28 protein-coding genes and 1 pseudogene are annotated in these 25,695 nt (G+C 57.7%); 6 read left to right on the top strand and 23 right to left on the bottom strand.

Annotated features, from left to right (window positions below):
• Positions 1-15: 15 nt before the first annotated feature.
• The 15 genes from truB to ACZ1GS_RS11120 all read right to left on the bottom strand — a co-directional run bounded on the left by truB (position 16) and on the right by ACZ1GS_RS11120 (position 13,146).
• Positions 16-1,017: a tRNA pseudouridine(55) synthase TruB gene (gene truB / locus ACZ1GS_RS11050; protein ID WP_472695240.1), complete on the bottom strand. Its 1,002-nt coding sequence runs from the start codon at positions 1,015-1,017 to the stop codon at positions 16-18.
• On the bottom strand, positions 1,014-1,724 hold the full coding sequence (locus ACZ1GS_RS11055; RefSeq protein ID WP_472695241.1) for a class I SAM-dependent methyltransferase: 711 nt from the start codon (positions 1,722-1,724) through the stop codon (positions 1,014-1,016). The genes truB and ACZ1GS_RS11055 overlap by 4 nt, the downstream gene beginning before the upstream one ends.
• Before the next feature lie 2 nt (positions 1,725-1,726).
• Complete coding sequence (locus ACZ1GS_RS11060; protein WP_472695242.1) at positions 1,727-2,278, bottom strand: GNAT family N-acetyltransferase; 552 nt, start codon at positions 2,276-2,278, stop codon at positions 1,727-1,729.
• Positions 2,271-2,849, bottom strand: coding sequence for a thymidine kinase (locus ACZ1GS_RS11065; RefSeq protein WP_472695243.1), 579 nt, complete (start codon positions 2,847-2,849; stop codon positions 2,271-2,273). Before ACZ1GS_RS11065 ends, ACZ1GS_RS11060 begins: the two co-directional genes overlap by 8 nt.
• Positions 2,850-2,957: 108 nt before the next feature.
• A complete protein-coding gene (rbfA, locus tag ACZ1GS_RS11070; protein WP_472695244.1) occupies positions 2,958-3,368 on the bottom strand; it encodes a 30S ribosome-binding factor RbfA in 411 nt (136 codons plus the stop codon).
• A complete protein-coding gene (locus ACZ1GS_RS11075) occupies positions 3,368-3,610 on the bottom strand; it encodes a PaaI family thioesterase (RefSeq protein WP_472695245.1) in 243 nt (80 codons plus the stop codon). Before ACZ1GS_RS11075 ends, rbfA begins: the two co-directional genes overlap by 1 nt.
• Before the next feature lie 203 nt (positions 3,611-3,813).
• Entirely contained in the window at positions 3,814-6,354 is a 2,541-nt protein-coding gene (gene infB, locus ACZ1GS_RS11080) for a translation initiation factor IF-2 (RefSeq protein ID WP_472695246.1), read from the bottom strand.
• 63 nt (positions 6,355-6,417) lie between these two features.
• Positions 6,418-7,101: a DUF448 domain-containing protein gene (locus ACZ1GS_RS11085; protein WP_472695247.1), complete on the bottom strand. Its 684-nt coding sequence runs from the start codon at positions 7,099-7,101 to the stop codon at positions 6,418-6,420.
• Entirely contained in the window at positions 7,082-8,713 is a 1,632-nt protein-coding gene (gene nusA, locus ACZ1GS_RS11090) for a transcription termination factor NusA (RefSeq protein WP_472695248.1), read from the bottom strand. Before nusA ends, ACZ1GS_RS11085 begins: the two co-directional genes overlap by 20 nt.
• Before the next feature lie 2 nt (positions 8,714-8,715).
• Complete coding sequence (gene rimP, locus ACZ1GS_RS11095; protein WP_472695249.1) at positions 8,716-9,276, bottom strand: ribosome maturation protein RimP; 561 nt, start codon at positions 9,274-9,276, stop codon at positions 8,716-8,718.
• 120 nt (positions 9,277-9,396) lie between these two features.
• The gene (locus ACZ1GS_RS11100) at positions 9,397-10,077 is read right to left on the bottom strand and encodes an aquaporin (RefSeq protein ID WP_472695250.1); all 681 of its coding nucleotides are present in this window, start codon (positions 10,075-10,077) and stop codon (positions 9,397-9,399) included.
• A 13-nt stretch (positions 10,078-10,090) separates the two neighbouring features.
• The gene (locus tag ACZ1GS_RS11105; RefSeq protein ID WP_472695251.1) at positions 10,091-10,525 is read right to left on the bottom strand and encodes a VOC family protein; all 435 of its coding nucleotides are present in this window, start codon (positions 10,523-10,525) and stop codon (positions 10,091-10,093) included.
• Positions 10,522-10,860: an ArsR/SmtB family transcription factor gene (locus ACZ1GS_RS11110; RefSeq protein ID WP_472695252.1), complete on the bottom strand. Its 339-nt coding sequence runs from the start codon at positions 10,858-10,860 to the stop codon at positions 10,522-10,524. The genes ACZ1GS_RS11105 and ACZ1GS_RS11110 overlap by 4 nt, the downstream gene beginning before the upstream one ends.
• 84 nt (positions 10,861-10,944) lie before the next feature.
• Positions 10,945-11,919: a calcium/sodium antiporter gene (locus tag ACZ1GS_RS11115; RefSeq protein ID WP_472695253.1), complete on the bottom strand. Its 975-nt coding sequence runs from the start codon at positions 11,917-11,919 to the stop codon at positions 10,945-10,947.
• A gap of 3 nt (positions 11,920-11,922) precedes the next feature.
• Positions 11,923-13,146 (bottom strand): argininosuccinate synthase, encoded by a 1,224-nt coding sequence (locus ACZ1GS_RS11120; RefSeq protein ID WP_472695254.1) that lies wholly within the window; start codon positions 13,144-13,146, stop codon positions 11,923-11,925.
• Between the two features lie 89 nt (positions 13,147-13,235).
• Here ACZ1GS_RS11120 and ACZ1GS_RS11125 point away from each other — a divergent pair, with 89 nt between their 5' ends.
• Entirely contained in the window at positions 13,236-13,661 is a 426-nt protein-coding gene (locus tag ACZ1GS_RS11125) for a DUF1801 domain-containing protein (RefSeq protein WP_472695255.1), read from the top strand.
• A gap of 16 nt (positions 13,662-13,677) precedes the next feature.
• Here the strand turns inward: ACZ1GS_RS11125 and ACZ1GS_RS11130 are convergent, their stop codons facing one another.
• The 3 genes and pseudogenes from ACZ1GS_RS11130 to ACZ1GS_RS11140 all read right to left on the bottom strand — a co-directional run bounded on the left by ACZ1GS_RS11130 (position 13,678) and on the right by ACZ1GS_RS11140 (position 16,516).
• On the bottom strand, positions 13,678-14,913 hold the full coding sequence (locus ACZ1GS_RS11130; protein ID WP_472695256.1) for a class I SAM-dependent methyltransferase: 1,236 nt from the start codon (positions 14,911-14,913) through the stop codon (positions 13,678-13,680).
• A gap of 37 nt (positions 14,914-14,950) precedes the next feature.
• The gene (locus tag ACZ1GS_RS11135; protein ID WP_472695257.1) at positions 14,951-15,712 is read right to left on the bottom strand and encodes a molybdopterin-dependent oxidoreductase; all 762 of its coding nucleotides are present in this window, start codon (positions 15,710-15,712) and stop codon (positions 14,951-14,953) included.
• Positions 15,705-16,516: pseudogene (locus ACZ1GS_RS11140) on the bottom strand (cytochrome b/b6 domain-containing protein). Before ACZ1GS_RS11140 ends, ACZ1GS_RS11135 begins: the two are co-directional and overlap by 8 nt.
• An 88-nt stretch (positions 16,517-16,604) precedes the next feature.
• Between ACZ1GS_RS11140 and ACZ1GS_RS11145 the strand changes: the two are divergent.
• The gene (locus tag ACZ1GS_RS11145; protein ID WP_472695258.1) at positions 16,605-16,991 is read left to right on the top strand and encodes a RidA family protein; all 387 of its coding nucleotides are present in this window, start codon (positions 16,605-16,607) and stop codon (positions 16,989-16,991) included.
• Positions 16,992-17,011: 20 nt separating this feature from the next.
• On the opposite strand, the gene rlmN is transcribed toward ACZ1GS_RS11145, so the two are convergent.
• From rlmN to ACZ1GS_RS11160, 3 genes are read right to left on the bottom strand one after another with little or no spacing between them, the layout of a single operon-like run.
• Entirely contained in the window at positions 17,012-18,241 is a 1,230-nt protein-coding gene (gene rlmN / locus ACZ1GS_RS11150; protein WP_472695259.1) for a dual-specificity RNA methyltransferase RlmN, read from the bottom strand.
• A 58-nt stretch (positions 18,242-18,299) separates the two neighbouring features.
• Complete coding sequence (locus ACZ1GS_RS11155) at positions 18,300-18,794, bottom strand: invasion associated locus B family protein (protein ID WP_472695260.1); 495 nt, start codon at positions 18,792-18,794, stop codon at positions 18,300-18,302.
• The gene (locus ACZ1GS_RS11160; RefSeq protein ID WP_472695261.1) at positions 18,791-19,432 is read right to left on the bottom strand and encodes a histidine phosphatase family protein; all 642 of its coding nucleotides are present in this window, start codon (positions 19,430-19,432) and stop codon (positions 18,791-18,793) included. Before ACZ1GS_RS11160 ends, ACZ1GS_RS11155 begins: the two co-directional genes overlap by 4 nt.
• A 269-nt stretch (positions 19,433-19,701) precedes the next feature.
• On the opposite strand from ACZ1GS_RS11160, the gene dnaN reads away from it, so the two are divergent.
• The 3 genes from dnaN (at position 19,702) to ACZ1GS_RS11175 (ending at position 22,515) form a co-directional block, all read left to right on the top strand.
• Entirely contained in the window at positions 19,702-20,817 is a 1,116-nt protein-coding gene (gene dnaN, locus ACZ1GS_RS11165; protein ID WP_472695262.1) for a DNA polymerase III subunit beta, read from the top strand.
• A gap of 159 nt (positions 20,818-20,976) precedes the next feature.
• Positions 20,977-21,363 (top strand): hypothetical protein, encoded by a 387-nt coding sequence (locus ACZ1GS_RS11170; protein WP_472695263.1) that lies wholly within the window; start codon positions 20,977-20,979, stop codon positions 21,361-21,363.
• A 66-nt stretch (positions 21,364-21,429) separates the two neighbouring features.
• Positions 21,430-22,515 carry a transporter gene (locus ACZ1GS_RS11175; RefSeq protein WP_472695264.1) on the top strand — a complete coding sequence of 362 codons (1,086 nt, stop codon included), beginning with the start codon at positions 21,430-21,432 and terminating at the stop codon, positions 22,513-22,515.
• Positions 22,516-22,572: 57 nt separating this feature from the next.
• Here ACZ1GS_RS11175 and ACZ1GS_RS11180 read toward each other — a convergent pair whose 3' ends face one another.
• The gene (locus tag ACZ1GS_RS11180; RefSeq protein ID WP_472695265.1) at positions 22,573-22,974 is read right to left on the bottom strand and encodes a hypothetical protein; all 402 of its coding nucleotides are present in this window, start codon (positions 22,972-22,974) and stop codon (positions 22,573-22,575) included.
• 4 nt (positions 22,975-22,978) lie between these two features.
• The gene (locus ACZ1GS_RS11185) at positions 22,979-24,721 is read right to left on the bottom strand and encodes an N-acyl-D-amino-acid deacylase family protein (RefSeq protein ID WP_472695266.1); all 1,743 of its coding nucleotides are present in this window, start codon (positions 24,719-24,721) and stop codon (positions 22,979-22,981) included.
• Positions 24,722-24,801: 80 nt separating this feature from the next.
• Here ACZ1GS_RS11185 and ACZ1GS_RS11190 point away from each other — a divergent pair, with 80 nt between their 5' ends.
• Positions 24,802-25,695: an alpha/beta fold hydrolase gene (locus ACZ1GS_RS11190; RefSeq protein ID WP_472695267.1), complete on the top strand. Its 894-nt coding sequence runs from the start codon at positions 24,802-24,804 to the stop codon at positions 25,693-25,695.

Genomic DNA, 25,695 nt, shown 5'->3' on the forward strand with positions numbered 1-25,695 from the left:
TTTCCTTCGAACATCTTACAAGTTAAACCCGCGAACGACCTTGACGATCCCATCAACAGATTCTGCCAATGCTACCGGGGAACCATCCTCAGTAGCCAGAAACGTCCCGTTGATAGCGGGGTTCCCGATCATTTCCCGTTCGTCCAGCACTTGGCCTTGCCGAAGCAGTCTCGCCTGATCAGAAGTGAGGTCAAAAGCCGGGATGTCGTCCAGCCCTGCCTCGAGTGGCAAGAGATAATCTTCAATGTCCGCGCCCTTACCAATTTCATTGAGTTTGTCCAGCGAAATCGCCTGTTTTAGCGAGAATGGACCGGCTTTTGTTCGCCGCAGCATCGACACATGCCCGACAGTGCCCAAAGCCCGCGCAATATCGCGGGCGAGAGAGCGAATATAGGTGCCTTTGGAAACATTGGCGGTGAGGGTCACTTCTTGCACCACGTCTTTCCGGACTTGATCCGGAATCCGGGGTGATGTTTCGCTACCGGTTGTGCTTGATGCTCTGGATCCTGAACCAAGTTCAGGATGACGAATTTCCAGGGAATATATCTCCACTGCCCGCTTTGTCATCTCGACCTCTTCACCCGCCCGCGCCAGATCATAGGCCCGCTTACCATCAATCTTCAGCGCCGAATATTTTGGCGGAATCTGCTCGATCGGCCCGGTAAACTGCGACAATATCGCCTCGATTTTGGCAAGGCTGGGCCGATGATCGGACGTTTCGGTCACCGCCCCTTCGACATCCAGCGTTTCGGTTTCTGCGCCGAACGCAATGGTGAAGGTGTAGATTTTGGATGCATCCAGCATCCGCCCGCACAGTTTGGTCGCCTCTCCGAGCGCAATCGGCAAAACCCCGGTTGCCAGCGGATCGAGCGTCCCGCCATGGCCGACTTTCAGCTTGTTTTTGCCTTTGCCGAGCAACCCCGCTTCGCGCAGATTGCGTTTGACTGCGCCAACCGCTTGCGTCGACCCCAGCTCCAGCGGCTTGTCGAGGATGATCCAGCCATGGGGTCTGGTCACAGCGGCTTTTTCCATTCCATCACCAGAAAACCGGGGACGCGCGTGTAGCGGTCATGTTTCGGATCGTCGATCGGTGGCGGCGTAGGCTCCGAAAAATGCGTCAGCTGCAAGCCGTGGCCCAAAAAAGCTTCAAAATAGGCGCTGAGCGGCCGATGCCAGTTGAGAATATCGATCCCGGCCCATTGTTCTCGTGTTGCGCGCTCTTCAGCATAATGATCCAACTGAAAGCTTTTCGCCGCACCAGTCAGACCGCGGTTCCACCGGCCAGCGGTGAAAAAACTGGTCAGATTGGCAATCAGGATGGCACCGCCGGGTTTTGTCACCCGGGTCATTTCCGCTATTGCAGCGCGATAATCTTCGATATCAATCAACGATAAATAGCTGATAACCAAGTCAAAACTGGAATCGGCAAAGGACAGGTCTTCGCCATAGCCGATGGCATAGTCACCAGCGGGATCACGGCTCTGCGCCGCAGCGATCAATCCGGGGACCGGGTCAATGCCGGTCCCGGACATGGCACGGTCCTGAAGCATGCGGACGAACCGTCCTTCCCCGCACCCGACGTCGAGAAACCGGCCGCCGATGGCCGTGGCGCGCTCGACCATCGCGGCATCGAGAAACGTCCGTCGCGCCCAGTCGCCGGTGTCGCCCATGGATGCCATCCACGCGTCAGCAGACTGCACCCAGCCATTCACATCGTCTGCCATAATCAGCCCGTCCATTCCTCTTTGAGGAGCCCGAATACAGCCGTATCACGAACATAGCCAGTCCATGTTATGCGGTTCTTGCGCAGCGTGCCTTCATGCTTGGCGCCCAGCTTCAGGACCGCCGCCATGGATCGCTTGTTGCGGGTATCGACCCGGAATTCGATCCGGGTGTAGCCGCAGGCAAAAGCATGATCGATCATCAGTTTCTTCATGACATCGTTAAAGCCGCTGCCGCGAACTGAAGGCGCGATATAGGTGCCGCCAATTTCGGTGACTTTGGTCTGGGGGTCGGGATTGATATAATTGCTCATCCCGACCAGTTTTTCGCTGGTCATGTCGATGACCGCAAATTGCACCCAGCTATCGGTGCTGTGAAAGGCTTTCATTGCCTTGTCGAAATGCGCGTCGAGCATTGAAACCGGATAAATATCCCAGATGTCCTGATCTTCGGCACAGGCCGCGCGCAGCGGTTCGATATGCTGTGCGGCCAGAGGCTCGAGCCGCACCGGTGTTTCTTCCAGAACCGTTTCCAGATCCGGAAACCCTCTAGCCATTGAGCTTTTCCATGAAATGCTTGCGGCACAGCGCAACATAAAGTTCATTGCCGCCAATTTCGGTCTGCTGTCCGGCGAGAACGGGATTGCCTTCGCTGTCGACCCGCATGTTCATCGTCGACTTGCTGCCGCATTCGCACACCGCCTTCAGCTCGACCAGTTCATCCGCGATGGCGAGCAACTGGGCGCTGCCGGAAAACAGGGCCGCCTGAAAATCCGTGCGCAGACCATAAGCCAGCACCGGAATGCGGAGCTGGTCGGCCACCAGCGCCAGCTGGAACACCTGATCCTTGGTCATGAACTGCGCTTCGTCGATCAGCACGCAATCGAGCTTATTCGCCTCATGCTCCTGGCTGATCGCCACCAGCATGTCGGTCGATCCGTCAAACAGATGCGCTTTCTTTTTCAGCCCGATCCGCGAATTGATCCAGCCGGCATCTTCCCGGTCGTCCAGCACCGCCGTCCACAACATCGTGTGCATGCCGCGCTCGCGATAGTTGAAATCGGCTTGCAGCAAGGTGGTCGATTTGCCCGCATTCATCGAGCTGTAGTAGAAATAGAGTTTGGCCATGTTCCGTCTTTGCACCCGTCATCCTGAACGGCTTTCAGGATCTCCGGCAGCCATAAGAGCCGCAATAAGATCCTGAATCAAGAACAGGATGGCGAAAGGGTGAAAATGCTATTCCCCGCTCTCGCGGTCATCCAGATCCTGGGCAACCTTTGGATTGCTCAGCAGATTTTCGATATGCGCCGCTTCGTCGAAGCTTTCGTCGGCGAGAAATTTGAGCTTCGCGGCATATTTCATCTTCACCCGGCCCGCCACTTCCTTCTGGAAATAGGCGGTGTTGGTCTTCAGCGCCTGGAGCACATCCGCCTCATTGGCGCCGAGCAAGGGCTTCACGAACACCGTCGCATGGCGCAAATCCGGGGACATGCGCACCTCGGTCACGCTAACGCTATGGGATGTCAGCACGTCATCGTGAACCTCCCCGCGCATCAGCAGTTCGGACAGGATATGCCGCACCTGCTCGCCGACGCGGAGCAACCGCACCGACCGGCCTTCAGGAGATGTGTCGTTATATTTCGCCATTATTCAGATATTGGGGTCAATTTGGATGTTGCAGTAGCTTTGACCAACAAATCCCCTTCCTCGTTAAAAAGCTGCGCTTCAGTAAATGCGATATTGCGTCCCATTTTTACTATCTGCCCTGCTCCGAAAACCCTGCCAGGCATAACTGGCTGAAGATACGTCAAGTTAAGTTCGAGAGTGAGCGGTGCCAGTTTTCCATTGGACTTGACTAGAACGGGAACGCCTATGGCTTCGTCAATCATCGCCGCGACGAATCCCCCTGAATAGAGCCACGCGGACTGGTAAATTCAACCGGAGCCACAAACTTGATTTTTATGGATCCGGTTTCAAAATCAGCCTCAGTCACTTCTGCATCAAGGGATTCAGAACACGGAGGGCGAGTCCTCTCCTGCTCCGGCTGTGATTGTTCGCTGGTCAACTTGTGATCTCTGGTCATCATTTCTGGCTAAAGAATGCGTTCTTTCTCTTCGACTTCAAAGACTTCGAGCATATCACCGGGTTTGATGTCATTGGTGTCTTCCAGCACCGCACCACATTCCATGCCGGCGCGGACTTCCTCGACATCATCCTTGAATCGGCGCAACGACGCGATGGTCGTGGCGCTGACAATGACGTCCTCGCGGGTAAGCCGCGCGAACAGCCCTTTGCGGAGCGATCCTTCGGTAACCAGCAGACCGGCCGCCTTGTCCTTCTTGCCGGACTTGAACACTTCCTTGACCTCGGCCCGGCCCATGACATTCTCGATCTTCTCGGGACCGAGTTCTCCGGCCATTTCCGCCCGGATATCGTCGGTCAGATCATAGATGATATCGAAATATTTCAGCCGCACGCCATCGCGCTTGGCAATTTCGCGCGCCTTGGCATTGGGGCGCACATTAAAGCCGATAATCGGCGCCTTGCTGGCACTGGCCAGGGTGACGTCGGACTCGGTAATCGCGCCGACACCGCTGTGCAATATGCGAACCTTGATATCGTCGTTCGAAATCTTGTTCAGCGCCTGCACAATTGCTTCGGTGCTGCCCTGGACATCGGCCTTGACCAGCAGCGGGAATTCCACCGCGCTGTCGGCCGCCGCAGAGAACATATTCTCGAGCGAGGTTGGCGCCTGGGTCGTGCGTTGCAGCTTTTCCTGCTCGGCCCGATAGGACGCCACTTCCCGTGCCCGACTTTCATTTTCGACCACGGTCAGCTTGTCACCAGCCGAGGGCACACCGGAAAGACCAAGGACTTCAACCGGAACCGACGGTCCCGCTTCCTTGGGCTGGCTGCCCTTGTCGTCGATCATCGCCCGGACTTTACCGGTTTGAGAACCCACAACAAAAATATCACCGCGCTTCAGCGTGCCGCGCTGAACGAGAACAGTGGCAACCGGTCCGCGTCCCTTGTCCAGCTTGGCTTCGATCACAATGCCTTCGGCCGGACGATCCGGGCGGGCCTTGAGTTCAAGCAATTCGGACTGGAGATGGATTTTCTCGATCAATTCTTCGAGATTGGTTTTCTTGAGCGCCGAAACCTCGACATCCTGCACGTCACCGGACATCGCCTCAACAATGACCTCATGTTCGAGCAAGCGGGTGCGGACGGTGGTCGGATCCGCGCCATCCTTGTCGATCTTGTTGATCGCCACAATCATCGGCACGCCCGCCGCCTTGGTGTGGTTGATCGCTTCAATCGTCTGCGGCATCAAACCATCATCCGCTGCCACCACCAGGATCACGATATCCGTGGCATTGGCACCGCGCAGCCGCATGCTGGTAAAGGCTTCATGGCCCGGCGTATCGAGGAAGGTGATCTTTTCACCATTTTTCATTTTGACCTGATAGGCGCCGATATGCTGGGTAATGCCGCCGGCTTCGCCGCCGACGACATCCGTCCCGCGCAAGGCATCGAGCAGCGACGTCTTGCCATGATCGACATGACCCATGATCGTCACCACTGGCGGGCGCGGTTTCTGGGTTTCGATCGGATCGACATCTTTCTCGGTATCGATTTCGACATCCGCTTCGGAAACGCGCTGGATATTGTGGCCAAATTCCTCGACCAGCAATTCTGCCGTATCCTGGTCAATCGTCTGGTTGACGGTGACCATGGATCCCATGTTGAACAGGGATTTGACCAGATCCGCGCCTTTTTCACCCATCCGCTTCGACAGTTCCTGCACGGTAATCGCTTCCGGAACGATGACGTCGCGAATCTGCTTCTCACGCGGTTCGCGCGGCTGACCTGACATCTGAGCCCGCTTTTCCTTCTCGCGCGCCCGTTTCAGAGCGGCCAGAGACCGGGCACGCGCCGCACCGTCTTCGCCGCGCAACGCGCGGTTGACGGTCAGCTTGCCCGACTGGCGGCGGTCATTGCGATCGCTGCGTCCGGTTTTCGGCTTGGCTTTTGTATCCGGCCGTTTGGGCGCTTCCACAGGCGTGAATTTGCGCGCGGGCGGATGTTTGTCTGCTGTCGCTGCCGGCTTTGCTTCTGCGGCTTCAGCCGCTTCCGCAGCCTCTGCCACCGATGCGGCCGCGGCTTCTTCGGCAGCCTTGATTTCTTCCTGTGCCTTTTTCGCGGCCTCTTCTTCAGCCTTGCGATTTTCTTCCGCGCGCTTTTTCTCTTCCGCGGACTGATCTTTCTTGGCTTTGGTATCGCGTTTGCGCGCTTCTTCCATCGCCTGCAGGCGCGCTTCTTCGGCTTCCCGCAGCAGCTGGGCCTGTTTTTCCTGACGCGTCAGCACGTCTTCCTGTTTCGGCTTGGGTGCCGGTGCCGGTTTTTTGGCTTCAACCGGCGCAGGGGCCGGGGCCGGGGTTTCCGGCACGACTTCCTTGGCCGCTTCCTGTGCACCGGGCTTGCCCACCAGTTTGCGGCGCTTGACCTCGACGACCACCTTGTTGGTGCGCCCATGGCTAAACGTCTGTTTGACTTCGCCAGGCTCGACCGAACGCTTTAACCCCAAGGGCTTGCGTGCGGGTTTTGGCGTATCTTTTGTATCTTCACTCATCGAACAGACTTAATCCTTAAAATATATATACTTCAAACTGTTGCCTCACGTACTTAATCCCGCTCAGGCAACTTTCTTCTCGTCTTCATCGTTCCCTTTACCAGAACCGATAAAGTGGCGCCATCTCTCCAGGCTATGCGAAATTCGCCCCGCTGCGCGCTTGTCGGTTATTCCGATATGCACGACATTCTGCCGGCCCAATGCCACAGAAAGCCCCTGCCGGTCTACCGGCAATATCATTCCGCGGACATCCTGACCTTCCCGGTCGCTGCCGACCCGCCACGCCTGGTCCAGCTTGGCATTGCCATCGCGACCGGCATCCGCTGCGTGCAGCAACATGACGAGATCGCCCTGGCGCGCCGCTGTTTCGATTTTTTCGGAGCCGGTTAGCAAGGTCCCGCCACGAGCTTCCAGGCCAAGCCTGTCTAATGTGGCGCGTTCCAGCGCCAATTCAACCCGCAATGGCAGGTCATCGGGAATATCGAGCTGCCCGGATTTGAACGCCCGAGACAAAGCGCCCTTGAGCTGGCCTTTCCCCTGCGCGGCTTCCAGTGCGCGCCGGTCGACGCCAATCCACGCGCCGCGACCCGGCGCCTTGGCGCGCACGTCCGGTGCAATTTGCCCATCGGGACCGAGTGCCAGACGCACCAGATCCTGCTGGGGATTGGAATCCCCAGTCAGAATACATTTACGGTGCGGTACGCCTTCTACTGATTGAGCAGGCGTCTCATTGGGGAGCTTCCGCATTTGCGTCCTCCCCGTCTTCTGCTGCAGCGGCCGGAGCCGGCGCGTCGTCTTCATCTTCGAACCAGTGGGCCCGCGCGGCCATGATGATCTCGTTGCCCTGGTCTTCGGTCAGACCATATTGGGCGAGAACACCATCCGGCTCGGGCTTGCGATTGTCATTGCGACGGCGCGGTTCCGATTTGCGTTTCAGGACCAGCTCGTCGGTCGCCAGATCGGCCACATCGTCGAGCGTTTTCAGTCCTGCCTTGCCGAGCGTGACCAGCATCGCTTCGGTCATGTGCGGCAATTCCGCAATCGCGTCTTCAACGCCCAGTTCGATGCGTTCCGCCTTGGCCGCCGCTTCCCGGCGCTCCAGCGCTTCCAGCGCCCGGCTTTGCAGTTCGGCGGCCAGCTCTTCGTCAAAGCCTTCAATGCTCGAAAGCTCTTCCGGCGCAACATAGGCGACTTCTTCCATCTCGCTGAAACCTTCGGCAACCAGCAGCTGCGACAGGGTTTCATCGACGTCCAGATCTTCCTGGAACATTGCGGTGCGCAGGGCGAATTCTGCCTGACGCTTTTCGCTGCTGTCGGCTTCGGTCATGATATCGATCGCGAGACCGGTCAGCTGCGACGCGAGACGGACATTCTGGCCGCGACGACCAATGGCGAGGCTGAGCTGATCGTCCGGAACAACCACTTCGATGCGGCCTTCCTCTTCGTCGATCAGCACGCGGCTGACCGTTGCTGGCTGCAACGCGTTGACCACGAAGGTCGCAATATCGTCGGACCAGGGAATGATGTCGATTTTCTCGCCCTGCATTTCCTGCACGACAGCCTGCACTCGGCTACCCTTCATGCCGACACAAGCGCCAACCGGATCGATCGAGCTGTCCTGGCTGATCACACCAATTTTGGCGCGGCTGCCCGGATCGCGGGCTGCGGCCTTGATCTCGATAATGCCGTCGTAAATTTCAGGGACTTCCTGCGCGAACAGAAGCTTCATGAAATCGGGATGGGCGCGCGACAGGAAAATCTGCGGGCCGCGATTTTCGCGGCGGACGTTCATGATCAGCGAGCGGACGCGGTCACCGACGCGGGCGGCTTCCCGCGGGATTTGCTGGTCGCGGCGGATCACGCCTTCGGCGCGGCCAAGATCGACGACGACATGGCCAAATTCCACCGACTTCACCACGCCGGTGATGATTTCACCCGCCCGGTCCTTAAATTCTTCAAACTGGCGCTCGCGCTCGGCATCCCGCACTTTCTGGAAAATCACCTGCTTGGCGGACTGGGCATCGATCCGGCCGAGATCAACCGGCGGTAGCGGGTCAACGATAAAGTCACCCACTTTCGAACCTTTTTCGAGCTTCTCGGCCTGCTTGAGGTCGACCTGCTTGAAATAGTCTTCAACTTCTTCGACGACTTCAACAACCCGCCACAGCCGGAGATCACCGGTCTGCACATCCAGCTTCGCGCGGATGTCATTTTCAGCGCCATAGCGCGCGCGGGCGGCTTTCTGAATTGCCTCTTCGAGCGCCTCGACGACGATCGCCTTGTCGATCATCTTCTCCGTGGCAACGGCATTGGCAATTGCGAGCAACTCGGCTTTATTGGCTGAAATAGCACTGGCCATGATTAGTCTTCCTGTTCTTCTACTAGAGTATCTTCTTCAATCTCGTCGGCGCCGTCCGCTGAAACCGGGATGGATGCTGCGATCAGGGCGTCGGTCAAAATAAGCTTTGCGCTGTGGACATTGGAGATTGGAGTTTCCTGTCGCCCGTTCTTCCTGTCCTCAATCTGTATCATCTCACCTTCGAGGCCGGCAAGCAAGCCGCGCAGCTGTTTTTTGCCCGAGACGGCGTCAATCAGATTGATCCGCGCCTCGTGACCGACCCAGTTCACATAATCCTGTGCCCGGGTCAGCGGCCGATCAATGCCCGGCGAGCTGACTTCGAGCCGGTAGGCATGATCAATCGGATCACGGCCTTCTTCCTCGAGCGCATCAAATACCGCAGAAATGCGGCGCGACAGCGCGGCGCAATCATCGATATTCAACTGACCGGTTTCCGGACGCTCTGCCATGACCTGCAAGGTCGGCTCGTCCGCGCCGGAAACGAACTGCACGCGCACCAAGGCAAAGTCCAGGGCCGTAGCCTCGGGCTCAATCAGCTTGATGATGGCATTCAGATCGCTCAAATCAGTTCCATTATTGCTGCAAGACCTTTGGCCACCGGCCCCGTTCGGCGCCAGCCCCGTCAAATCTCACAATGTTGGGATGGGCTGTACTTAAGGACTGATTCCCGAATTTGCAATCTCTTATTCTGCGGCCTTTTGCGGGACTTCGAATATCCAGCGGGCAATCCACCAGGCGAGCACCGCTCCGGTCAGCTGGGCAAGCACAAAACCCGCAACATCGAGCGGAGCGATGCCGGCAAAACTGTTGGACAGGGATCGCGCGACCGTAATTGCCGGATTGGCAAAGCTGGTCGAGCTGGTGAACCAGTAGCCGGCCGAAATATAGAGCCCGACCGCAGGGGCCACCCAATCGGGTCGTGATCGCAATGTGCCGAGGATCGTGAGGATCAGCCCGAATGTGGCAATGGCTTCCCCGAGCCACTGACCGGTTCCGCTGCGCGCTTTCTGGCTGAGCTCGAAGACTGTCCAGTCAAACATCACATGCGCCGCCCACACCCCCAAAATGCCGCCCGCCAGCTGCGCCAGCAGGAACCAAAGCCCTTCTCGCGCACTCAGATCCTTGCGGAGCACCATCACCAGCGAAACCGCCGGATTGAAATGCGCGCCGGACACCGGCCCGAACAGCGTGATCAGCACGAACAGGATCGCCCCGGTGGCCAGCGTATTGCCCAGCAGCGCGATGGCCACATTACCGCCGGAGAGCGTATCACCCATGATACCCGAACCGATCACGGTGGCGAACAGGAAGAAAGAGCCCAGGGCCTCGGCACTCAGCCGCTGGGCCATCGAATAGCCTGACATTATTCAATCCGGGTCAGTTGCAGCATAGTTCCGGCGCGCGCGCCTTGCCTTCCGCACCGGCCAGGTCCGGCACCTTGTCATAGTCGGTGGTTTCGCCGTCAGTATGAAAAGCCTCCCAGATGATTCCGTCCGGATCGCTGGTCCAGTTCTTCTCCGAATGGGCGTAGCAGCAAGTGGTTTCGCCTTCCTCAAACCGGGGGCCGGCCGCGTCCTGGATTCGGCCATAGACGGTCTGCAGCGCGGCTGGATCCGAAGCCTCGATGCCGACATGCGCAATGCCGGTTTCGCCCGATGTCGGCTCGATCGAGAAATTGATATACGGATCGTCGAGCATCCATTTGATGTAATCCGGCTTTTCGACTGTTGGCGGTGCACCGAACAGACGGGCATAATAGGCGCGGGATATCTGGAGGTCGGCGACCTTCAAATTGAGATGAAATCGGTTCATGACAGACATTCCTTTGTTTCGTTAAGGGCCGCGTCGGGTGCACATCTGTCCCCTTCGCAGCAATTTTCCATGAGAAACGCCATCAGCCCGTTCATCGCCTGAAAATCGGCGCGATAGATGATCGATCGCCCATCCCGCTCATCGCGGACCATCCCGCCATTTTTGAGATGCGACAGGTGAAAGGATAGCGAGCTGGCCGGGATATCGAGCTTCTCGGCAATCGCCCCGGCCGGCAAACCCGACTGCCCGGCCCGCACCAGCAGCCGGAAAATGGCGAGCCGGTGATCCTGGGCCAGCGCAGACAGCGCCTGAACGGCTGTGGGAGAATCAATCATTTCCATATTTCTAGTATTATCGAATTATAAGATCGATGTCAACCCTGCGCGGGTCCTTCGACACTTTCGAAACCCTGCCCCGGCCTAGACCGCCACCACATTGTAGATCAGCTGGGCGAGGTAGAGCACCAGCAAAACCGCGCCTTCCCAACGACTGATTCTGCGGCCGGTAATCGCAAAAATCATCAGAATGACCGAAGCCACAATCAGCAAAGGCAAACCATAATTGGCGATTTCATGCGGGATGGTTCCCGGCGCAATCACCGCCGTCACGCCGCCGATTAGCAAGAGATTGAAGATGTTAGACCCCAGCACATTGCCCAAGGCGACAGCGCTCGCGCCTTTGTAGGCGGCGATCACCGAGGTCACCAGTTCCGGCAAAGAGGTACCGATCGCAATGACCGTCAAACCGATCACCGCTTCGCTCATCCCGATCAACCGCGCGAGATCGACCGCGCCCTCGACCAGCCAGCGGCCGCCGGCAACGATCAGCACGATTCCGCCAAGCAGCACCAGTATCGACCGCCAGAGCGGTTGTTCATCATGCAAATGGGTGTCGGTCACCTCAAGGCTTTCCGCCTTTTCATGCAGCGCGCTGGCGCCAACCGGCTGGGTGCGCTCCGCCCAATAGGCATAGCCGAGATAGCCGCACAGCAGGGCCAGCATTGCGGATCCGAACAAGATGGTCGTGCCGGTCGATGTCGCAACCAACCACAGCACAATCGTGGCGATCAGCGCCAGTCCGCCGTCGCGCCATAGCGGCCCGCGCGGAACGACCATCGGCAGTATCAGCGATGCCGCGCCGAGAATCAGCAAGCTGTTCGCAAGGTTCGAACCGACGACATTACCCCAGGCGATGCCGGGCGACCCGGCCCTCGCCGCCTCGACACTGGCCACCAGTTCCGGGGCTGACGTGCCGAATCCGACAATTGTCAGGCCAATCAGCAATTGCGACATGCCGGCCCGCTCCGCCACCCGAACCGCGCCACGAACCAGCAACTCGCCACCGCCGATAAGGACGATGAACCCGAGCAACAATATCAAAATGGCGGAGAGCAAGCCCTAGCCCCGACGCTTGCCGAGCAACCGCAGGCGCAAGGCGTTGAGTTTGATAAAGCCTTCCGCATCTTTCTGGTCATAGGCGCCGGCATCATCTTCAAAAGTCACCACATCTTCGCTATACAGATTGAAGTCAACATCAGCCTTCCGGCCGACAACATTGACCGACCCCTTGTACAATTTCAGCCGGACGGTTCCGGTGACCCGCTCCTGGCTCTTGTCAATCGCCGCCTGCAGCATTTCGCGCTCCGGTGCGAACCAGAAACCGTTATAGACCAGCTCGGCATAGCGCGGTGCCAGCTCATCCTTCATATGCGCGGCGCCGCTGTCCAGGGTCAGTTGCTCGATGCCCCGATGGGCGGCGTGATAGATGGTGCCGCCGGGGGTTTCATACATCCCGCGGGACTTCATGCCGACAAACCGGTTTTCGACCAGGTCCAGACGCCCGATGCCGTGCTCGCGGCCATAGTCATTCAGCTTTTCGAGCAAAGTTGCCGGTGACATGCCTTCGCCGTTAATCGCGACGCCATCGCCATGTTCGAAATCGATCGTGATATATTCGGGCGTGTCCGGCGCATCTTCGGGATGGTTGGTGCGGGAATAGACATAGTCCGGCACTTCTTCCCACGGATCTTCGAGAATCTTGCCTTCGGAAGAGGTGTGCAACATATTGGCATCGGTCGAAAACGGCGCTTCACCGCGCTTGTCTTTCGGCACCGGTATCTGATGTTTCTCGGCAAATTCGATCAACCGGGTCCGGCTGGTCAGATCCCATTCCCGCCACGGCGCGATGACTTTCACGTCCGGATTCAGGCCGTAATAGCCCAGTTCAAAGCGGATCTGGTCATTGCCCTTGCCGGTTGCCCCGTGGGCCACCGCGTCGGCGCCGGTCTGCGCCGCAATTTCGATCTGCCGCTTGGATATCAGCGGCCGGGCAATCGACGTGCCGAGCAGATACAGCCCTTCATAAAGCGCATTGGCGCGCATCATCGGGAAGACATAATCTTTGACAAATTCTTCGCGCAGATCGTCGATAAAAATATGCTCTGGCTTCACGCCCAACATTTCCGCGGTCTTGCGCGCCGGGCCGAGCTCTTCGCCCTGCCCCAGATCGGCGGTAAACGTGACCACCTCGCAACCATATTCCTGTTGCAGCCATTTCAGGATGACGCTGGTATCCAGCCCGCCGGAAAAGGCCAGTACGACACGTTTGACAGAATCAGTCATGCTATTGTCTTTCGATGAATTAAGCGCCGCGCCTAACAGGCTCCAAAATTCCGCGCAATATGATATGTTCCCAATCGGAGGAGATCAGTATGGCAAAAGCAGAGAACAAGACCAAGGCAACCGATGCCAGTGTCGAGCAATTTCTGAGCAAGGTGGAACCGGAATGGAAACAGGCCGATGCCCGAAAAATCTGCAAAATGATGGAACGTCTCTCGGGGCACAAACCGAAAATGTGGGGGCCCAGCATGATTGGCTTCGGGCAATATCACTATAAATATGACAGCGGCCGGGAAGGCGACATGATGCGCACCGGGTTCAGCCCGCGCAAACAGGATATCACGCTCTACTGCATTGGTGGCTTCAAGGAAAAAGACGCCTTGCTGGACAAGCTGGGCAAGCATCGGATTGGGAAATCCTGCCTGTATATCAAAAGACTAGAGCAGGTTGATGAATCTGTTCTCGAACAGATTATCAGCAAGGATCTTGCCTATATGGCGGAAACCTACCCAGAATAAGGCGTCATTTTGCGGATCAGCGCAGGCCTTTTTCGGTTTCACCAATATAGTCGCGGGTCAGCGGCAGGGCCCGACGGTTGCGGGTAAACTGGATCTGGTAATTGCACATGCCACCACTTTCAAACGCGGCGGTCGCTCCGGCTAGATAGAAGGCCCACATGCGAAAGAACCGCTCGTCATACATCGCCACAATCGCGTCCCGATTGGCCAAGGTGCGCTTGTACCACTCGCGCAATGTCAGCGCGTAATGGAGGCGCAATGTTTCGACATCGCTGGCGATCAACCGCGACTGTTCGCTGGCGACCAGCGTTTCGCTCAGCGCCGGGATATAGCCACCCGGGAAGATATATTTTCGTGTGAACGCATCCGTAGATCCCGGTTTTCCCATCCGACCAATCGTGTGCAACAGCATCACCCCGTCGCTGGTCATCAGATTGGCCGCACAGCGGAAGAAGGTCTTGAAATAGGGGCTGCCGACATGTTCGAACATCCCGACCGAAACGATCCGGTCAAACCGCCCGGCGTCCCGTTTCGCGAGATCCCGATAGTCGATCAATTCAAACCGCACGCGATCCGCTACACCAGCCGAAGCCGCGCGTTCCTGAGCCACCGCGAGCTGCTCGGCGCTCAACGTGATACCCAGCACATCAACGTCAAATTGCTCATGCAGATACAGCGCCATGCCGCCCCAACCGCATCCGATATCGAGCACCTGTTGTTTGGGCTCCAGAGCCAGCTTCGCCGCGATATGGGCTTTTTTGTCCCGCTGCGCCTGCTCCAGGGAAATATCCGGGCTTTGCCAATAGGCGCAGCTATATTGAAGGTCATCATCAAGAAACAGCGCGTATAATTCCCGCTTCAGATCATAGTGATGCGCGACATTGGCCTTGGCCCGGCTTTCCCAGTTCAGCCGGTCGAGGCGCCCCACAACAAAATCCTTGGCTTTCTTCAGTCTGCCCGGTTCCTTGAGTTTGCCGCCCCGTTCCCATGGCCGGTTGGCGCGGAGCAGCTGGATCAGCTCCATGATATCCCCGCGCTCTACCACCAGCTGTCCATCCATATAGGCTTCAGCAGCGCCAAGGCGCGGGTCGAGCAAAATTTGCCGCATGGCGGACTTGTCGGTCAGTCGGACCGCAACATCCGGAAAACCTTCTGTCGGTTGGCCGAATTTTTCCGTTGTGCCATCGGCATGCAGAACTTCGAGTGATCCCTGAGTGATCACGCTTCCAAGAAATTTACCCAATATGGACATCAACTACTCCTCAACAGTTCTCGTCCCCCGGTTTCAATCAAATGCCCGCATACCATTCATAATTGGCGACATCTTCCCAATAGCCGCCCTTCCCCGATCCGATGCCGTCCAGACTGGCCACCGCTTCCACGCCGTGGACATATTTTGCGTGCTTGTAGCCCAGTTGCCGTTCCACACGCAGGCGCAGCGGCGCGCCATTTTCGATCGGCAGCGGCTCTCCGTTCAGCCGATGGGCCAACATCGTCTGCGGATGGAACCCATCGAGCAAGTCGATACTCTCGTAATAGGGGCGTCCGCCGAGCCGGTCGGCGCAATGAAACACCAGATAACGTGCCTCTTTGGTCAGCTCTGCGAGATCAAGCAACAGCTTCAACGGCACACCGGTCCACTGGCCAATCGCGCTCCATCCCTCGACGCAATCATGCCGGGTGATCTGGGTTCTTTGCGGCATGGATTGCAGGGCTGCGAGTGAGAAATTCTGCGGCTTTGCGAACAGGCCGGTCAGCCGAAGCTGCCAATTGGCAAAGCCCTGATTGGCGCTGGCCTGATAGTCTTTTGTGCCCGGATCGCGGGTTCCGTTGGCGCGAAATTTGGGAGAAAGATCGGCGATCTGATATTCGCTTGCCAGCTCCATCCGATCACCGAGCGCGCGCTGAACCGCGAAGTTCGCCGTTTCTGCACTCGACAACAGGTTCTGAAACGCCGGATTGCGGCTTAGTGCATCGCAGCCGCTGAGCAGCGTCCCCGCCCCAAGGGCAGCGCTTGTCACCAAAGTTCTTCGAGTCAGCAGCTTAGTCATCAGCTTGCTCCAGTTTTCGGCCGCCGGCGATCATCGCCCAGCTTTTCTTCAACGGTCCGGCCAATAACAGGGCCAGCATGTGCACAACAAAGAACAACAACAGGAGCAGCATCCCGATAAAATGAGCGGAACGGGCCGATTGCCGGCCACCGAAAATATCCGTCAGCCATGGCCAGTTCGCATCCATCGCCGGTGACATCGCCAAACCAGAGAGGATCATCATCGGCAAGAGCAGGAAAATGACCGCGATATAGGTGAGTTTCTGAAGAATATTATAGCCTTGCCGATCAGGATCCGACCGCAACCGAAACCCGATATGACTCTTTATATCCGCCCAGATTGCAGACGGCCGCCATTCCGCCCGGCGAACGTGCAAATCAGACTGAATATGGCGATTCCACAAGGACCGGATCATGAAAAAACCGAGACCGATGCTGAAAATCCAGGCGAAGAAAAATGCCAGCGCCGCCCTTCGGCCAGGCTATAATAGGACGGTATCGTCGCCCACCCCGGAAAAGCCCAGGTCTGGATGGCGCCATCGGCATCCCGCCAGTTGCCGATCCATCCGGTTGTTTCGATTTTCGTTTCCCCAACCCGCACATATCCGAGAGTCTGGGACGATCCGACCGCCGCCCAGGCATAATCATCATTGGCCCCATATTCACCCCAGTATAGCCGGGGATGGGCGTTGAAGATCGTTAGACCGCTCATCACCAGCACCAGCAGGCACAGCGCGTTCACGCCATGCCACAGCCGGGTACTCAACCGATGACGCGGCTGTTTCTGATCGGAAATTGCTGTCATATGTGCGTGCATTCTAGGCTGCTATTCGGCAAAAGAAAGCCGGTCGTTACACAGACGCGAAAATCGGCCCAACTGAGGAGAATATGCTTTGACCCAACGCCATGTCATCACGATCAATCCCGATCCGCTCGCTCCCTATGCGATTTCCCCCGGCTGGCGGGTTGGGGATTTGCTGTTTCTGTCGGGTCAGGCGGCGATTGATCCAGCGGGGAATATTGTCGGCATGGGCAATTTTGATCGGCAAGTGGAACAGACCTTTACCAATATCGATACGGTTCTGGCCGCCGGTGGCAGCAGCCGGGACAAGATTGTCAAAGTGACGATCTATCTCACCGACATGGCGCATTTCTCGCAAATTGTTGCCGCACGAAAGCGCTATTTTTCAGAGCCTTATCCCGCAGACACGATTGTGGAAGTGAAGGCACTGGCGCTCCCGGACCTGATGGTCGAGATCGACGTGATTGCAACGGTCTGAGGCGTGGAATCCGGGTTGCTCTAGCCCAGGGCCGCCTGTTTTTCTTCGGCAAGCCGATCCAGTTCCGCACGGCTTTTCTTTTCGCTGTCTGATTTCAGCTGACCGCACGCGGCCATGATGTCGCGCCCGCGCGGCGTCCGCACCGGGGCGCTGATGCCGGCATCGAAAATAATTTTGGAAAAGCTCTTGATCCGCGCCGGCTCGGAGCATTCATAGGCGGAACCGGGCCAGGGGTTGAACGGGATCAGGTTGACCTTTGCCGGCAAATCATATTTGCGCAGCAGGTTGACCAGTTCCCGCGCATCCTGATCACTGTCATTCTTGCCCTTGAGCATCACATATTCAAAGGTAATCCGCCGCGCGTTGCTGGCACCGGGATAATCGGCACAGGCCTGGAGCAGCTCTTCGATGCTATATTTGCGGTTCAGCGGCACGATTTCATCGCGGATTTCCTTGTTGACCGCGTGCAAGGAGATGGCGAGGTTGACGTTGATCTCTTCCCCTGCCCGCGCGATCATTGGAACCACACCGCTGGTCGACAGGGTGATACGGCGACGCGAAAGCGCGAGCCCGGCGCCATCCATGACAACCTTCATCGCATCGCGGACATTGTCGAAATTATAAAGCGGTTCGCCCATGCCCATCAGGACAATATTGGTCAGCAAACGCCCGTCGCTTTCATAGGCGGTCGCGCTTTCCTCGTCATCCAGCGCATCCATCGCGCCCTTGGGCCATTCGCCGAGCGCGTCGCGGGCCAGCATGACCTGACCGACAATCTCACCCGGCGTCAGATTGCGCACCAGCCGCATGGTGCCGGTATGGCAAAACCGGCAATTCAGCGTGCAGCCCACCTGGCTGGAAATACACAAAGTTCCGCGATCCGCGTCCGGGATGAAGACCATTTCATAGTCCTGGCCATCGGCCGAGCGCAGCAACCATTTGCGCGTCCCGTCGGTGGACACATGGGCTTCGACAATTTCGGGGCGCCCGACGACAAATCGTTCTTCCATCCAGGCCCGCAACGCTTTGCCGAGATCGGTCATCTCGTGAAAATCGACAACACCGCGATGATAAATCCAGTGGAACAGCTGTTTTGAGCGCAATTTGGCCTGTTTGTCATCCTGCCCTGCCGCGCTCAACAGATCACGAATTTCCAGCTGGCTCAAACCAATAAGATCAGCCCGCCCATCCGGACGCGGGGTGACCTTGGCGGGCAAGGGTACGGGATCAATATGGCCGGGAATCTGCATGGGCCGGCATATAGGGTGCGTTGCAGCATAAATCCAGCGCTGTCATTCCAGCGCGGCGCTAGCGTAGTCGTGAACAGCCCAGTGACGCCGCATCAATCGCCGTCGCGGCTCCGCGCAGCAGATAGGCATCGACAATCGGCTTGCCATCGCGGCCCACGCTTTCGATCGTCATGCTGGTCGAAGACCGCAGCGCAGCGATGATCGCGGCATCCATCCGCTTGTCCTGCGACCAGCCGTCTGATCGGGTGGCGGTGAGCTGAAACCGGCGCCCTCCGATGCTGAGATTGACCCGGCTATTGGTGGATCGATCGCGGCTGAGGCGGGCATGAAACTGGGCCCTGATCCCGCGCTTGGGCCAGAAACCGACCGACACATAGGATTTACGCTCCGCCTTGCCGGTAATTTCCTCTGATTCCGCGATCGCATAGCAGCGTGGCACCGCTGGATCGCGAAAAGCGCCCCAGCTGTTAAAGATACCCAGCGAGTCTTTCGCCGCCAGAGGCGTAGCGGTGAGTAACAGCAAAAGTGCGAGCAGGCCCGATTTCCGGATCACGCCTTTTCGCCCTCGCCCACGCCCAGATGCACAATGGTTTCGACACCATCGGCAATCGCCACCATCGATCCCTGCGGCAAGCTTGCTGCCATCGGCGCGCCAATAGCGGACAATGGATCCTGCCCCGTCAACAGACCCCGCAAAACGCGGCTCGTCATGCCGTGACTGATGATCAGCATGTCGCGATCAAAGCGCTGTTCCGCGATCCAATCCTGCAAACGAACCGCAATATCGGCATAATCTTCGCCGCCCGGAGCGGTGGTCAGAAACAGGCCGCGCTCGTGATCGATCCGCAACTGGCCATCCAGATCGCGATAATACACGCCTTCCCAACGCCCCATGTCGATTTCCCGCAACCGGGTATCGGCAATTGTTTCATGCCAGTCGAGCCCGATATGTTCGCAGACAACCGACAATGTTTGCAGCGCGCGTCCGGTATCCGAGGCGGTCAATGTCAGCGGGACCGGATCGCTTAAGTGCCGCGCCAGCGCCCGTCCCATCTCGTCAGCCTGCGCAAATCCGCGCTGGGTCAAGGGTGTATGGGCTTCATTGCCCTGGATCCGACCGGCAAGGTTGAAGATGGTTTCTCCGTGCCGGGCGATGAACAGCCGCTTTCCGTTGGTACTTAACCCGCTCATATTACGATCTATTTGACCCCCGACAGCACTGATTTTGGACCTGATCATTCGGCTTTAACCCGATTGTGTGTTTTTTCCACAGATTTTCACCGCAATATGGTTCTGTGCCTTCGTAACAGGCTTGCCCTATTGAACGATATTGTTAATGAAGCGGGGAGTTATTGGTGAACCGGGCGGAGTCTGCATTCCGCCCTTGCACAAATGATCCGCTGCCGGCACCGAATCCGGACCATGCCAGGCCGGCCGGATCAAGAGATGAAGGATGGTATATGAAAGCGACAATCGAACGCGCAGCGCTGCTGAAAAGTCTGGGCCATGTCCAGTCGGTGGTCGAGCGACGCAATACCATCCCGATCCTGTCCAACGTGCTGATCGAAGCCAGTGAAGGCGGCGGCATCAAGTTGATGGCCACCGACCTTGATCTGCAGGTTGTCGAGACCGTTGATGCGCAGGTCGAGACCGCCGGATCGATTACCGTATCGGCCCACACCCTGTTCGACATTGCCCGCAAATTGCCCGATGGAGCGCAAGTGCAGCTGGATGCCGCTGACGGCAAGATGAAAGTCAATGCCGGCCGCGCGCGGTTCAATTTGCAGACGCTGCCCCGTGATGATTTTCCGATCATCGCTGAAGGCGATCTGCCCACCAGTTTTGAATTGCCTGCCGCCTCGCTCGTGCAGATTATCGACAAGACCAAATTCGCGATTTCCACCGAAGAAACCCGTTATTATCTCAACGGTATCTTCCTACACGTGCAGGATGAGGACAAGCCGGTTCTCAAAGCGGCGGCTACCGACGGACACCGTCTCGCCCGCGTAACACTGCCCCGCCCAGCGGGCGCCGAAGGCATGCCGGATGTGATTGTTCCGCGCAAATGCGTGAATGAGCTGCGCAAACTGCTCGACGAGAATATCGAGGCCTCGGTCCAGATCGACCTTTCGGCGAGCAAAGTCCGGTTCACTTTGGGCACCGCAATCCTGACCAGCAAGCTGATCGACGGGACGTTCCCGGATTATACCCGTGTCATCCCGACCGGCAATGACAAGATTTTGAAAATCGACCCGAAAAGCTTCGCGCAGGGTGTCGATCGGGTTTCCACCATTGCCACGGAAAAGACCCGTGCGGTCAAAATGGCGCTCGGCGACGACAAGATCACGCTTTCGGTGACATCGCCGGAAAACGGCACCGCCGCTGAAGAAGTACCGGGTGCCTATAAGGAAGACGCGTTCGAAATCGGCTTCAACTCGCGCTACTTGCTGGATATTCTTAGCGAGATCGAAGGCGACAATGTCGAATTGCATCTCGCCGATGCCAGCGCACCGACCCTGATCCGCGAGAATGACAAGTCACCGGCTCTCTATGTCCTGATGCCGATGCGGGTGTAATTCCCGTTTGGCGCCCGGCGTTCGTGCCGATTTTCCTCGCCTTTTTTCCGTCGTCTGTTGCTTTGCGATAGCCAATTCCAAACGGCCTAATTATAGGCTGCGACCACAGATATGCGCGATCAAAGCTCTTCTTCTCGGCCCTTGAACGGCAGGCTTGCCATGCAGGTAATCGCGTTTTTCGCGGTCATTCTGATGGCTGTGACGCCGCAAGGCTTCATGCCGACATCATCAGCCAATGGCTTTGCAATCACCCTTTGCTCCGGCCATGCGGATAGCAAAGTCGCCATCACGCCCGATCATCCGGACTATGCGCTGCTGGCCATGGTCTATGGCGGCCCCGAAGAGCAAGATGCGCCTAACGAGGACGCGGAAAGCGCAGCCTGTAGTTTTGCCGCCTCCAGCAATATCAGTCTGTTGGCATCAGCGCCAACCCTGGCGCTGAATGATCCCATGATGGCCCAGCATGGCTTTGCTGCACCGCGCCTGTTCGCGGTCCGCAACCGGATCAATATTCCGCCGGCTACAGGCCCGCCTGCCTTCGTCTGAACACCCCCACGATTTGGTGCGGATATCCCGCCGACCAAGTTCATCAGACAATGACAGGAAAATTCAATGAAACCAATTCTCTTCGCGGGAACGGCGCTGGTCGCCTGTTCCTTTGCTTCCACTGCCCTCGCCCACGACGTAAGGGCGGACGACCATGCGCCGATCGGCGTCATGGCCGATCACGCCCATAAAAAGGGGGAGATCATGGTCTCGGTCCGCCATATGCATATGGAGATGAGCGGCAATCAAATTGGGACCGACAGCGTCTCGCCAGAACAGATCGTCACCACCGTGCCCAATCGGTTTTTCGGTGCCCCCGGTCAGCCGCCAACCTTGCGCATCGTTCCGACATCAATGCGGACGGACATGACCATGGTCGGGGCCATGTATGCACCCACCGACTGGGTCACGCTGGTTGCAATGGGCAGCTATATCCAGAAAGAAATGGAACATACGACCTTTGCAGGCGGTATGGGAACGACAGTCGCCGGTGATTTTACCACCAGCCCGGAAGGTTTTGGCGACATTACCATTGGCGGGGTTTTTCCGATTCTCGGGGTTGCCGATCGTAAAGGCGACCAACAGCGGGAACTGAATGTCCGGGCTGCGGTTTCGATCCCGACCGGTTCCACCTCCGAAACCGCAGAGATCCTGACCCCGATGGGCGGGACTCCAACCGTGCGCGTCCCCTATATGATGCAGATCGGTTCGGGCACCTGGGATCTCAAACCGACAGTAACCTACAAAAGCTGGCACGGCGCATTTGGTCTAGGATCGCAATATGCGGGAACCGTCCGCACCGGCACCAATGATCAGGGTTACCGCTTTGGTGATATCCATGAACTGACAAGCTGGATTAGCTACAGCCCGGCCCAGTGGATTGCTCTATCCGGCCGGGTCAAGGGACGAACGACCGGCCGCGTTCAAGGCATTGATGGCCTGATCCGTGGTCCAGTGCAGACCGCCAATCCGGATTTTCAGGGTGGAGATCGTGTCGATTTGATCGGCGGCGTCAATCTGGTGGGCACCCATGGCCCGCTTGCCGGACATCGGTTGGGCATCGAACTGGGCGCTCCCATCTATCAGGACCTCAACGGGCCGCAAATGACCGGTGACTGGATGGTCACGATCGGATGGCAAAAGGCGTTTTGAACAGCGTTCGGGTGCGGGGCTGGCCAGAACCAGTCCCGTGCCCGCCAGTTCTGTTCTCTATTCCAAAGCCGCGCGTCGTCCGACCTGTGAAAACCAGAACAGCGCTGGATAGATCGCAACGATCAGAATGAATGTTGTGGTTATGCCCCAGGGCACGACATCGGATTTGCCGGCCAGGATCAGCGGCGCCACAAAGGCCAGCAGCCACGTGGCCTTGTAAACGATCTGGATGAGAATGATCGGGGCAAAAAATCCGGGCGCATAAAGCCCTGCAAATGATCCCAAAAGGATCGCCAGCCAAAGGCTACCGACCAGCAGACGCAATCCGGCGGACTCGGTCACCGTTCCTTCAAACACACCGCTGACTCCGGTCCCGAAGAGCATCGACCAGCAGATCGGCACCAAAATCACGATATTGGCGAGATAGGCCAGCCGCAGCAGGCCCGCACCATCGAGCATGGCTCTATTCCGCTGCTTCGAGCATCTCGACATGTTGCGGACCGCGGATCAGACCGCCCGGCCGCTTGTCGGTGACCACACCGCCCTTGAACGTCACCTGCCCGGACTTGATCGTGTAATCATAGCCTTGTGCCTTTTGCAGCAACCGCTTGCCGCCAGCAGGCAGATCAAAGGCCAGCCATGGTTTTTCCAGCTTGATCCGGTCCATATCGATAATATTCACGTCGGCGAGATAGCCGGGTTTGAGCAAGCCGCGATCATTCAGGCCATAGAGCCGCGCGGTATCCAGGCATTGCCGCTTGATCGCATTTTCCAGCGTGATGGTTCCGCGCGCGCGGTTTTTCACCCAGTGCTCAAGCATGAAGGTTGGCGACGCGGCATCGCAAATTGTTCCGCAATGGGCACCGCCATCCGATAGTGAATTGACCGTGTCATCGGCATTTTGCAGCGGCTCGAGAAAATCGAGATTGCCGTCAATATAGTTGAGGATCGGCAGATAGATAAACCCTTTGCCGTCGTCTTCCATCAGCAGATCATAGGCATATTCGGCCGCGCTGACTCCGGCGGCAGCAGCCCGGCTCGCAATGCTCTCCTCGGCAGTGGGTTCATAGTTGAACCCGTCGTCCATCTGGAACTGCATTGCCCAACCGTCGGTCACGATGAACTGGACCGGCGCCATATCGACATTCTCGGCCGGCAGGCTGGCCTCGGCAATCAGCTTTGCCTTGAATGCGGGATCCAGCAAATGCGCCCGCTGCTCTTCCCAGCTCAGCTCGGCAATCGTCTCCCAGCTCGGCTTTCGGACAAACGGATGCACCGTACCCTGCCAGGCCATGACGATGCCATTGCCGCGCAACGCAATCTGCGCGACGATATTGGCACCATTGTCATTCTCTGCGCGCATATTGGCGATCTGCTCGTCGAGCGGCAGATCCTTGGCGATCGACTGCAATGCGGCGAATGTTACCGGCATGCCGGTTTCGCGGCTGAGATCGCCCATCCAGCCAAATTCGTCCCATTCGCGGTTGAGATCGCTGGCCATTTCAAACACCCCGTGTCCGACCCGGCCCATCGCCCGGCCAATGCCGATCAACTCTTCCTTGGTGGCCGTGGTGCCTGGCACCAGTTCACCGTCAACGGATCGGTGCAATATCGTCCGGGACGTCGAGAATCCCAGCGCACCCGCTTTTAGGCCATCTTCAACAATTTGCGACATTTGCGCGATATCATCCTCGGTCGGCACCGCGCCCGGTTTTTCTCGGTCACCCAGCACATAGGCCCGGATCGCGCCATGTGGAACATGGGTGGCAACATCAATTGTCCGCGGCATGGCCTCCAGCGCATCCATATATTCGGGGAAGGTTTCCCAGTTCCAGGTCATGCCCTCGGCCAGCGCCGTGCCGGGAATGTCCTCCACCCCTTCCATCAGTCCGATCAACCATTCATGCTTGTCCGGTTTGGCCGGGGCAAAGCCAACACCGCAATTGCCCATCACCACCGTCGTAACGCCATGCCAGCTGGAAGGCGACATTTCATCATCCCATGTTGCCTGACCGTCATAATGAGTATGAATATCGACAAAGCCCGGGGTCACGATCCGACCAGACGCATCAATTTCCTCGCGCCCCTGTTCGGCGACCGTGCCCACCAGGGAAATCTGGTCACCATCAATGGCGACATCCCCAACGAATGGCGCACCACCGCTTCCATCGACGACAGTTCCTCCGCGAATGACCAGATCATGCATGATTTCTCTCCTGTTAGACTTTCGGACCGAATAGCAGATTTAACTGTATGATTAAAGAGCAGTGCTGCTATCATATTTGCATGACAGATCAGGTTTCTTGGCAGCCCGAACCGGAAAGCGGCATTTCCGTGAATTGGGTGGAAGCAAACGGGCAACGGTTTGAAGTGGCCCAGGCCGGCAGCGGCGACAAGCTCGCGCTATGTTTGCATGGTTTTCCCGAGTTGCACTATTCATGGCGATTTCAGATTTCGTTGCTGGTCGATCAGGGCTATCGCGTTTGGGCCCCGAATTTGCGCGGCTATGGCGGATCGAGCAAACCAGACGGCGTAGCATCTTATGCGATCGAAACGCTCTGTGCGGATGTCGCTGCCCTTATCGACGCAAGCGGGGCGAAAGAGATCACCCTTATCGCCCATGACTGGGGTGCCATCATCGCGTGGGCCTTTGCCATCCGCAAGGTCCGACCGCTGAAGAAACTCATTATCATGAACGTCCCGCACCCTGAGGTGGGCCGGCGCGAAATCCGGCATTGGCGCCAGTTGCGTCGGAGCTGGTACATATTCTTTTTCCAGATTCCCAAATTGCCCGAATTTCTGCTCGCGCGCCGCAAAGGCGAGCCGATCAAGCAGGCCTTCGCCAAAATGGCGGTCGACCAGACCAATTTCCGCGAGCAGGATCTCGACATCTATGCAAAAGCGGCCTCCCGCCCCGGAGCATTGACCGCGATGATCAACTATTATCGGGCGTTGTTGCGTCACCGTTTCGACTATGGCGATGCCCGCGTGGATATTCCGACATTGATGGTCTGGGGAGAGGAAGACACCGCGCTCAATATCCGTTGCACCGAAGGCACCGAAGAATGGGTTTCGGATTTCACGCTCCGCAAATTGCCCAGCGTCTCCCATTGGGTTCAACAGGAAGCACCGGAAAAGGTGAATAGGATTCTGGCTGACTGGCTGACCCGGAGCGCCTGA

The organism is Parasphingorhabdus sp. W113 (assembly GCF_055693205.1).